This window comes from Streptomyces sp. NPDC001709 (genome assembly GCF_053596375.1).
On the sequence record NZ_JBSFGB010000021.1, the window covers coordinates 167,932 to 177,305 of the forward strand.

A 9,374-nucleotide genomic window follows, 5' to 3' on the forward strand; every position below is an offset into this window, starting at 1 on the left:
GTGCGGAGTGCACATGCCCCACCCATGTCACTCGGCCGAGTGGTGCGGCGCCCCCCGCCACCCGGTGGTCGGCAGCGCGAACTTCGCCACCAACCGATCCGTGAAGGACGAATGGTGCAGCCGGGCCAGCCGCACCGGCACAGCCCCCCGCCGCACCTCCACCCGCGCGCCCGGCGGCAACTCCACGGTCCGCCGCCCGTCACACCACAGCACGCCCGGCGGAATGTGCGGCAGGACCTCCACCGCCAGCACCGAATCCGGGGACGTGACCAGCGGCTTCGCGAACAACGCGTGCGCGCTGATCGGCACCATCAACAGCGCCTCGACCTCGGGCCACACCACAGGCCCACCGGCGGAGAAGGCATAAGCGGTGGACCCGGTCGGCGTGGACAGCACGACACCGTCACACCCGAACCCCGTCACCGGGCGGCCGTCGATCTCCAGCACGACTTCCAGCAGCTTCTCGGCTCCGGCCTTCTGCACGGCCGCCTCGTTCAGCGCCCAGTCGGTGTGCACGATGTCCCCGTTGCGATGCACGACGACATCGACGGTCATCCGCTCCTCGACCTCGTACGACCGCGCCACCACCCGGTCGACCACCCGATCGAGGTCGTCCCGCTCGGCCTCCGCGAGGAACCCCACCCGTCCGAGGTTGACGCCGAGCATCGGCACCCCGGAGGCCCGGGCGAACTCGGCCCCCCGCAGCAACGTGCCGTCGCCCCCGAGCACGATCAGCAGCTCGCACCCGTCGAGGCACTGCGGAGTGGCCTCCTTGACCAGCTCCACCTCCTCGGGCAACGGCAGGTCACGCGCCTCCTCCTCCAGCACCCGCACCCCGATGTCATGCCGCAGCAGGCCCTTGACGACGAGTTCCGCACTGCGGATCGCCGCGGGCCGCCCGGTGTGGGCGAGCAGGAAAACAGTACGCGCCAGGTTCTGTGTCAACGCGGCCCCTCCGCCACTGCACGGTCGACGTCGGCCGGGTCCACCTGGGGTGCGCCCGCCCGCAGCCAGAGAAAGTACTCGACGTTCCCCGAGGGCCCGGGCAGCGGACTGGCGGTGACTGCCTGCACCCCGAGCCCCAGCTCCCAGGCCTTCTCGGCCACTTGCCGCACGGCCTCCGCCCGCAGCTGCGGACTCCGTACGACACCCCCGCTGCCGAGCCGCTCCTTCCCCACCTCGAACTGCGGCTTGACCATCATCACCAGGTCGGCGTCCGGCTTCACGCACCGCTTCAGGGCCGGCAGCACCAGCCCGAGCGGGATGAAGGACAGATCACCCACGACAAGATCCACAGGTTCCCCATCGATCGCCTCGAGCGTCAACTCGCGTACGTTCGTACGGTCCTTGACGGTGACGCGTTCATCGTTCTGGAGAGACCAGGCGAGCTGTCCGTATCCGACGTCCACGGCGACGACGTGCGCGGCGCCCGCGCGCAGCAGGACGTCGGTGAAGCCGCCGGTGGACGCGCCGGCGTCCAGCGCGCGCCGGCCCTCGACCACCAGCCCCTGCGGGACGAAGGCCTCGAACGCGCCGGCGAGCTTGTGCCCGCCGCGGGAGACGTAGTCGGGGTCGCTGTCGTCGGCCTGGACCACGATCGCCGCGGCGGTCTCCACCTGCGTGGCCGGCTTGGTCGCCACGGTCCTGCCGACGGTGACCCGCCCGGCGGCGATCAGCTGGCTGGCGTGCTCGCGCGAGCGCGCGAGCTTCCGGCGGACCAGCTCCGCGTCCAGACGGCGGCGTGCGACTCCTGCCACGTTCGGTTCAGCTCCTGCTTCGGTACGACGTCGGTGACGTCGGGTACGTCGGTGAGGGCGCCGGAGGTCCCGGGCGGGCGTCGAGCGCGGTGAGCGCGTCGCGCAGCCCCCGGTGTACATCCTCGTACACCTCCATGTGTCCGTCGGTGGCGAGGTGGTCGGCGTCGGCCAGCCGCTCCAGCTGGGCATCGACCTCGGCGTTGCCGGTGGGGGTGCGCGGGACGTCCAAGGGGGCGGGCACGGCAGGGTCGTACGCCTCCGGTGTCTCCACCGCCTCCTGCACCGAATCCCGCGGGATCTCCGTCTCCGGAACCGAGTCGCTCATGCCCCGACGCTACCCCGAACCGCTGGGGTACCGTCGGGGGCGATGGCCACGATCGAGGAGTGCCGCACCGCACTGGGAAAGCTTTCGGACAACATGCAGGGCGCCGAGGGCGACGTTCGTGCGGCCGCCGCGCTGGACCGCTCGGTGAGCTGTCACATCACCGATCTGGACGTCACCTTCGTCGGCCGGATGACGGGCGGCCGGATCGAGGTGGACGACACCCGACCCGGTCCGCCGCGGGAGCAGGCGCAGATCAGGCTCGCGATGGCCGGGGACGACCTGGTGGCCCTGGTGGACGGCGAGCTGAACTTCGCGACCGCCTGGGGCCGGGGCCGGGTGCGGCTGGAGGCGAGCCTGCTGGATCTGTTCCGGCTCAGGAAGCTGCTGTGACCTTCTCCGACCGTGCCTTGCGCGCCGCCGGTACGACCAGCGGGGTGCCGGTCTCCGGGTCGTCGATGACCTGACAGCGCAGGCCGAACACCCGCTCCACCAGTTCGGCCGTGACGATGTCGTTCGGGGCGCCCTCGGCGATCACCTCGCCGTCGCGCAGGGCGATGAGGTGGGTGGCGTAGCGGGCGGCGTGGTTGAGGTCGTGCAGGACCGCGACCAGGGTGCGGCCCTGGGTCTCGTGCAGCTCGGCGCACAGGTCGAGGACGTCGATCTGGTGCTGGATGTCGAGGTAGGTGGTCGGCTCGTCCAGGAGCAGCAGCGGGGTCTGCTGGGCGAGCGCCATGGCGATCCACACCCGCTGCCGCTGCCCGCCGGACAGCTCGTCGACGTACCGGTCGGCCAGCTCGGCGACCCCGGTCTGCCGCATGGACTCCTGTACGACCCGCTCGTCCTGCGCCGACCACTGGCGCAGCAGGCCCTGGTGCGGGTAGCGGCCCCGGCCGACGAGGTCGGCGACGGTGATGCCGTCGGGTGCGATGGACGACTGCGGCAGCAGGCCGAGGGTCCGCGCGACCTTCTTCGCGGGCATCGACTGGATGACCTGCCCGTCGAGCAGCACCCGGCCCCGGCTCGGCCTGAGCATCCGCGACAGCGCCCGCAGCAGCGTCGACTTGCCGCACGCGTTCGGGCCGACGATCACCGTGAAGGAGTTGTCGGGGATCTCCACCGACAGCTGCTCGGCGATGACGCGCTGGTCGTAGGCGAGGGTGACGTTCTCGGCGGACAGGCGGTTCACAGTGCTCCTAGTCGTGTTCGTGTCGGTGCCGCTCATATCCGGCCCGCCCTGCGCTCGGTGACCAGGAGCCACAGCAGATAGGCGCCGCCGAGGACGCCGGTGACCACGCCGACGGGCAGCTGGTCGGCGCCGAAGGCGCGCTGGGAGGCCCAGTCGGCGGCGACCAGCAGGGCGGCGCCCATGCACAGGGAGGGCACCAGGTTCGGGCCCGGCGAGCGGGTCAGGCGCCGGGCGAGCTGCGGCGCGGTCAGCGCGACGAAGCTGACCGGTCCGGCGGCGGCGGTGGCGGCCGCGGTGAGCAGCACGGCGCAGACCATCAGCAGCAGCCGGACGCGCTGCACACGCACCCCGAGGGCGTTCGCGACGTCGTCGCCCATCTCCATCATCCGCAGGCCGCGCGCGTTGGCGAGGACCAGCGGGACGAGCACGGCGCACAGGGCGAGCAGCGGCCAGACCTGGTCCCAGTCGCGGCCGCCCAGGGAGCCGGTCATCCACACGACCGCACGGGCCGCGTCGACCAGGTCGGCTTTGGTGAGCAGATAGCCGTTGACCGCGGTGGCGATCGCGGAGACCCCGATGCCGACCAGGACCAGCCGGTATCCGTGCACGCCCTGCTTCCAGGCGAGCAGATAGATGGCGAGTCCGGTCACCAGGCCGCCGATCAGCGCGCCCACGGTGACCTGCGTGGTGCTGCCGGACAGCAGCACGATCACGACCAGCGCGCCGGCCGTCGAGCCCTGCGACAGGCCCAGGACGTCCGGGCTGCCGAGCGGGTTGCGGGAGACCGACTGGAACAGCGCGCCGCCGAGGCCCAGCGAGGCACCGACCAGCAGGCCGACGAGGACGCGCGGCAGCCGCAGCTCGCCCACGATGAAGTCCTGGTAGGTGTTGCCGTTCCCGGCGAGGGTCCTGAGCACGTCGGCCGCCGGGATCCTGGCGTCGCCGGTGCCGATCAGCGCGACACCCGCCGCACAGGCGGCAACCAGCAGCAGGACGACGACGGTCAGGGCCCGCAGGTCCAGGCGCAGGGAGAGCCCGCCGGGAGTGCGTACGGCCCGGTTCATGGATCGGGTCTTCACAGCTGGGCCGTCCTCCGCCGTCGTACGAGCAGGATGAAGACCGGTCCGCCGATGATCGCGGTGACGATGCCGACCTGGAGTTCGGAGGGGCGGGCCACGACCCGGCCGACGACGTCGGCGCCGAGCAGCAGCACCGGGGACAGGACCGTGGCGTACGGCAGGATCCAGCGCAGGTCGGGGCCGGTGAAGGAGCGCACGACATGCGGGACCATCAGGCCGACGAACACGATGGGTCCGCAGGCGGCGGTCGCCGCGCCGGAGAGCACGGTGGCGGCCAGCATGGCGAGCGCGCGGGTGCGACCCAGGTTGGCGCCGAGGGCGCGGGCGGTGTCGTCGCCCATCGCCACGGCGTTCAGCGGCCGGGCCAGCCCGAGCGCCAGGAGCATGCCGACCGCGAGGAACGGCAGCACCTGCAGGATGGTCGAGTCGGTGGCCGAGGCCAGCGAACCCACCGTCCAGAAGCGCATCCTGCCGAGCGCAGCGTCGTCCAGGATCATCGCGGCCTGGAGATAGCCGTAGAGGGCGGCGCTGATGGCCGTACCGGCGAGGGCGAGCCGCACCGGGGTGGCACCCCGGCTGCCGCCGAGGAACCACACCAGCGCACCGACCGCCGCCGCCCCGACGAAGGCGAACCACACATAGCCGGTGAGGCTGGTGACGCCGAAGTAGGTGACGGCGGTGACTACGGCGGCGGAGGCACCCGCGTTGATGCCGAGCAGCCCGGGGTCGGCCAGCGGATTGCGGGTGAGCGCCTGCAGCACCGCGCCCGAGAGGCCGAGCGCGGCACCGGCGAGCAGGCCCAGGATCGTACGCGCGAGCCGCTCGTCCACGACGACGTCGCCGTAGGTCCCCGTGTCGTGGAACAGACCGTGCCAGACCTGGTCCAGTGACAGCGATTTCGCCCCGATCGCGATGCTCGCGAGGGCGACGAGCACCAGGATCACGACGGAGAGCAGGAGCCCAAGGGCCCTTACCGCCTGGCGGGTTGGGGGCGCGGGGGCGGTCTCCGCGCGCTGTTCCGGAGGACTGTCGACCAACACGAGGTTAGGTTAGCCTACCCTCGCCCTCGATCTCGATCCCCGGGTCCGCCTCACAGTCCCAGACGTGCCAGCGCCTTGCCCCCGTCCAGCTCGCACGAGCCCTCCCCGGCCGCCGTCCACGCCGCCGCGCACAGCGCCCGCAGCCCGTCCAGCGGCTCGCCGTCGCCCTCCAGCTCCAGCCGGTCCGCCCCGGCCGCCGCCGTCCAGCCGCCGCACCGGAAGCCCACCGTGAGCGGGCTGACCTCCGGCTGGCCGGTGAGCAGCCCGCGCAGATCCGCGTCCACATACGTCGGCCGGTGCTGCGGCCGCGCCGCGAGCAGCTGGACGCCGTCCGTGACACCGGTCAGGACCAGCAGCGAGTCAACCTCTCCGTTGAAGGCGCCCTCGATGTCCGTGTCCAGCCGGTCCCCGACCACCAGCGGCCGCTTCGCACCCGTCCGGATGACCGTCTCCCGGTGCATCGGCGGCAGCGGCTTGCCCGCCACCTGCGGCTCCGCGCCCGTCGCGATCCGTACGACCTCCACGGCCGCCCCATTGCCCGGCGCGATACCCCGCCCGCTCGGGATCGTCAGGTCGGTGTTGGACGCGAACCACGGCACCCCGCGCGCGACCGCGTACGACGCCTCCGCGAACCGCCCCCAGGTCAGATCGGGCCCGCCGTACCCCTGCACGACCGCCGCCGGATCGTCGTCCGCCGACTCCACCGGCGTGAGCCCCCGCTCGCGCAGCGCCACCCGCAGCCCCTCGCCACCGATCACCAGCACCCGCGCCCCGGCCGGCACCTGCTCGCTGATCAGCCGCGCGACCGCCTGCGCGGAAGTGATGACGTCATCCGCCCCCGTCGGTATGCCCAGCTCCGTCAGATGCTCCGCCACCGTGTCCGGCGTCCGCAGCGCGTTGTTCGTGACGTACGCCAGATGCATCCCGCCCGAGCGCGCCGCCGCCAGCGAGTCGACCGCGTGCGCGATCGCGCTCCCGCCCGCGTACACCACCCCGTCCAGATCGAGCAGCGCCGTGTCGTACGCCTCGCTCAGGGGCTGCCCACTGCCCTCGGGCCTCGTCCTGACCGCCTGGCTCATTCCACATCGCTCCTCATCCGATCGCCTTTCCCCCGATCATCCCGCACGCCACTGACACACGTACGATGCCGGGATGAACACTGCAGGTCACTCGGAAGCAACGGCGCGCCGGGGCCTGGAACTCACCCCGTTCCGCGGCCTTCGCTACGACCCGGACCGGGTCGGCAGCCTCGCCTCCGTCACCTCCCCGCCGTACGACGTGGTCGTACGCCCCGACGGGGTGCACCACCTCCAGTCCGCCGACCCGTACAACATCGTCCGGCTGATCCTGCCCCAGGCCGGCACCCCGAGCGCCCGCACCGAGCAGGCCGCCGACACCCTGCGTCGCTGGCTGGACGAGGGCATCCTCACCGCGGACCCGGAGCCCGGCCTGTACGTCTACGAGCAGCGTGACGGGGGCGGCATGCTCCAGCGCGGCGTCATCGGCGCCCTGCGCGTCTCCGAGCCGTCGGAGGGCGTGGTGCTGCCGCACGAGGACGTCATGCCGCCCGTGGTCGCCGACCGCGCAGCCCTGATGCGCGCCACACGCGCGAACCTGGAGCCACTGCTGCTGACCTACCGCGGCGACGGGACGGCCGCCGAGGTCGTCGAGCGCACGGCGGAGAAGCCCCCGCTGCTGGACACGACCACCGAGGACGGCTTCCACCACCGGCTCTGGTCCGTCACCGACCCCGCCGACCTGGCCCGCATCCAGTCCGACCTCGCCCACCAGCAGGCCCTGATCGCCGACGGCCACCACCGCTGGGCCACCTACCGGCAGCTGCGCGCGGAGCACCCCTCCCCCAGCCCCTGGGACCACGGCCTGGTCCTGCTCGTCGACACCGCCCGCTACCCGCTGCGCGTCCGCGCCATCCACCGCCTGCTGCACGGCCTGCCGGTCGCGGACGCCCTCACCGCGGTGGAGGGCCTGTTCCGGGTACGGCACCTCGCCACGCCGCTGCCCGAGGCCCTGGCGGCGCTGGCCGACGCGTCCTGCGCGGGCAACGCCTTCCTGCTGGCCGGCGACGGCGCCTTCCACCTGCTCGACCGCCCGGACCCGGACCTGCTGGCCCGGACGATCCCGGCCGACCGCCCGGCCGCCTGGCGCTCCCTGGACGCCACGGTCCTGCACGCCGCGCTCCTCGAGCACGTCTGGCACATCCCCGAGGACTCGCCCACCCATATCGCCTACATCCACGACACGGCCGCGACGGTCGCCAAGGCGGAACGCGACGGCGGCACGGCCGTCCTGATGCACCCCGTCCGCGAGGAGGTCGTACGCGACCTGGCCCGCCAGGGCGTGACGATGCCCCGCAAGTCCACGTCGTTCGGCCCGAAGCCGGCGTCGGGGCTGGTGCTGCGGGCGCTGGAGATCTGACGCGCCAAGACACGAAAGAGGGCGGGCTCCCAGGGAACCCGCCCTCCTCTCAGTGATCACTTCTCAGTGATCACTCCTTCAGTGATCACTGACTGCCGTCAGTCCTCGTCGCCGTCTTCCCGCGCCGGCTTCTCGGGCTCGCCCTCGCTCTCGTCCAGGGCGTCGACGAACTCCACGCCGTCGAGCTCGGCGAGCCGGTCGGAGGCGTCCGTGCTGCCGTCCCGGTCGGCCTCCACGGCCTTCGCGAACCACTCCCGCGCCTCGCCTTCCCGCCCGGCGGCCAGCAGGGCGTCGGCATAGGCGTACCGCAGGCGCGCGGTCCACGGCTGGACCGAGTTGGAGGCCAGCTCCGGGCTCTGCAGGGTCACGATGGCGGCGTCCAGCTGGCCCATGTCACGCCGGGCACCGGCCGCGACGAGCCGCATCTCGACCTGACCGGCCTTGTCCAGCTTGTGCACCTCAGGGGCGCCGGCCATGTCCAGCGCCTTCTCCGGCCGCCCGAGCCCACGCTCGCAGTCGGCCATCACCGGCCACAGCTCCACGGTGCCGGTCATCCGCCGCGCGGCCCGGAACTCGGCGAGCGCCTCGCTGTACTTCTGGCTGGCGTACGCCGCGAACCCGGCGGCCTCCCGTACGGCGGCCACGCGGGACGCCAGGCGCAGGGCCACCTTGGAGTAGCCGTAGGCACCCTCGGGGTCCTCGTCGATGAGCCGGGCCACCATCACCAGGTTCTTGGCGACGTCCTCCGCGAGCGTCTTGGGCAGGCTCAGCAGCTCCTGCCGGACGTCCTTGTCGATCTCGTCACCGGTGACGTCCTCCGGGATCGGCAGCCGCTTGATGGGCTCCCGGTCCCGGTCGCGGTCACGGTCCCGGTCACGCTCGTCGCGGAAGCGGCCACCGCCCCGGCGGTCGTCCCGACGGTCGTCCCTGCGATCGTCACGCCCCCGGAAGCCACTGGGCCGGCCACCACGGTCGTCCCGGCGGGGCCCGCGGCCACCACGGTCGTCCCGGCCGCGGAATCCACCGCGCTCGCCCCGGGTGTCGCCCCGGGTGTCGTCACGGCGGTCATCGCGACGGAAGCCACCGCGGTCGCCACGGTCACCGCGGTCGGCTCGGTGGTCGTCGCGGCGGCCGTAGCCGCCACGGTCGTCGTCGCGGCGGAAGGGCGGGCGGTCACCACCGCGGTCGTCACGACGGAAGCCACCACGATCGTCACGCCGGTCGTCCCGACGCGGCCCACGGTCACGGTCGTCCCGCTGGAACGCCGGACGCTGACCCCGATCGCCCTCACGGCGATCGTCCCGACGGCCGTAACCGCCACGGTCGTCACGACGGAAGCCACCACGATCGTCACGCCGGTCATCGCGACGGTCATCACGGCGGTCACCACCGCGGTCGTCACGGCGGAAGCCACGGTCACCGCGGTCGCCACGGTCGGTTCGGTGGTCGTCGCGTCGGCCGTAGCCGCCACGGTCGTCGTCGCGGCGGAAGGGCGGGCGGTCACCACCGCGGTCGTCACGACGGAAGCCACCACGATCGTCACGCCGGTCA

11 protein-coding genes are annotated in these 9,374 nt (G+C 72.8%); 3 read left to right on the forward strand and 8 right to left on the reverse strand.

Annotation, left to right across the window (positions count from 1 at the left end):
* Positions 1-27 precede the first annotated feature (27 nt).
* The 3 genes from ACWC0C_RS28675 to ACWC0C_RS28685 are packed head-to-tail and all read right to left on the reverse strand — an operon-like array spanning position 28 to position 2,082.
* Positions 28-945: an NAD kinase gene (locus tag ACWC0C_RS28675; RefSeq protein WP_449198050.1), complete on the reverse strand. Its 918-nt coding sequence runs from the start codon at positions 943-945 to the stop codon at positions 28-30.
* Complete coding sequence (locus ACWC0C_RS28680; RefSeq protein ID WP_450866834.1) at positions 942-1,757, reverse strand: TlyA family RNA methyltransferase; 816 nt, start codon at positions 1,755-1,757, stop codon at positions 942-944. Before ACWC0C_RS28680 ends, ACWC0C_RS28675 begins: the two co-directional genes overlap by 4 nt.
* Before the next feature lie 7 nt (positions 1,758-1,764).
* Positions 1,765-2,082 (reverse strand): hypothetical protein, encoded by a 318-nt coding sequence (locus tag ACWC0C_RS28685; protein ID WP_449198048.1) that lies wholly within the window; start codon positions 2,080-2,082, stop codon positions 1,765-1,767.
* Positions 2,083-2,124: 42 nt separating this feature from the next.
* On the opposite strand from ACWC0C_RS28685, the gene ACWC0C_RS28690 reads away from it, so the two are divergent.
* Positions 2,125-2,472, forward strand: coding sequence for a sterol-binding protein (locus ACWC0C_RS28690; protein ID WP_449198047.1), 348 nt, complete (start codon positions 2,125-2,127; stop codon positions 2,470-2,472).
* Here ACWC0C_RS28690 and ACWC0C_RS28695 read toward each other — a convergent pair.
* From ACWC0C_RS28695 to ACWC0C_RS28710, 4 genes are read right to left on the reverse strand one after another with little or no spacing between them, the layout of a single operon-like run.
* Entirely contained in the window at positions 2,456-3,304 is an 849-nt protein-coding gene (locus ACWC0C_RS28695) for an ABC transporter ATP-binding protein (RefSeq protein ID WP_450866835.1), read from the reverse strand. The two genes, ACWC0C_RS28690 and ACWC0C_RS28695, sit on opposite strands and share 17 nt — an antisense overlap.
* Positions 3,301-4,332, reverse strand: coding sequence for a FecCD family ABC transporter permease (locus ACWC0C_RS28700; RefSeq protein WP_450866845.1), 1,032 nt, complete (start codon positions 4,330-4,332; stop codon positions 3,301-3,303). The genes ACWC0C_RS28695 and ACWC0C_RS28700 overlap by 4 nt, the downstream gene beginning before the upstream one ends.
* A gap of 11 nt (positions 4,333-4,343) precedes the next feature.
* Positions 4,344-5,387, reverse strand: coding sequence for a FecCD family ABC transporter permease (locus ACWC0C_RS28705; RefSeq protein ID WP_449198045.1), 1,044 nt, complete (start codon positions 5,385-5,387; stop codon positions 4,344-4,346).
* A gap of 50 nt (positions 5,388-5,437) precedes the next feature.
* Positions 5,438-6,466 (reverse strand): HAD hydrolase-like protein, encoded by a 1,029-nt coding sequence (locus ACWC0C_RS28710; protein ID WP_450866837.1) that lies wholly within the window; start codon positions 6,464-6,466, stop codon positions 5,438-5,440.
* Between the two features lie 73 nt (positions 6,467-6,539).
* Between ACWC0C_RS28710 and ACWC0C_RS28715 the strand changes: the two genes are divergently transcribed.
* Complete coding sequence (locus ACWC0C_RS28715; RefSeq protein WP_449198043.1) at positions 6,540-7,823, forward strand: DUF1015 domain-containing protein; 1,284 nt, start codon at positions 6,540-6,542, stop codon at positions 7,821-7,823.
* Between the two features lie 98 nt (positions 7,824-7,921).
* Here the strand turns inward: ACWC0C_RS28715 and ACWC0C_RS28720 are convergent, their stop codons facing one another.
* Entirely contained in the window at positions 7,922-8,653 is a 732-nt protein-coding gene (locus tag ACWC0C_RS28720; RefSeq protein ID WP_449198195.1) for a hypothetical protein, read from the reverse strand.
* A 285-nt stretch (positions 8,654-8,938) separates the two neighbouring features.
* Here ACWC0C_RS28720 and ACWC0C_RS28725 point away from each other — a divergent pair.
* Positions 8,939-9,374, forward strand: a 436-nt coding sequence (locus ACWC0C_RS28725; protein ID WP_450866847.1) for a hypothetical protein, incomplete at its 3' end; no start/stop codon positions are given.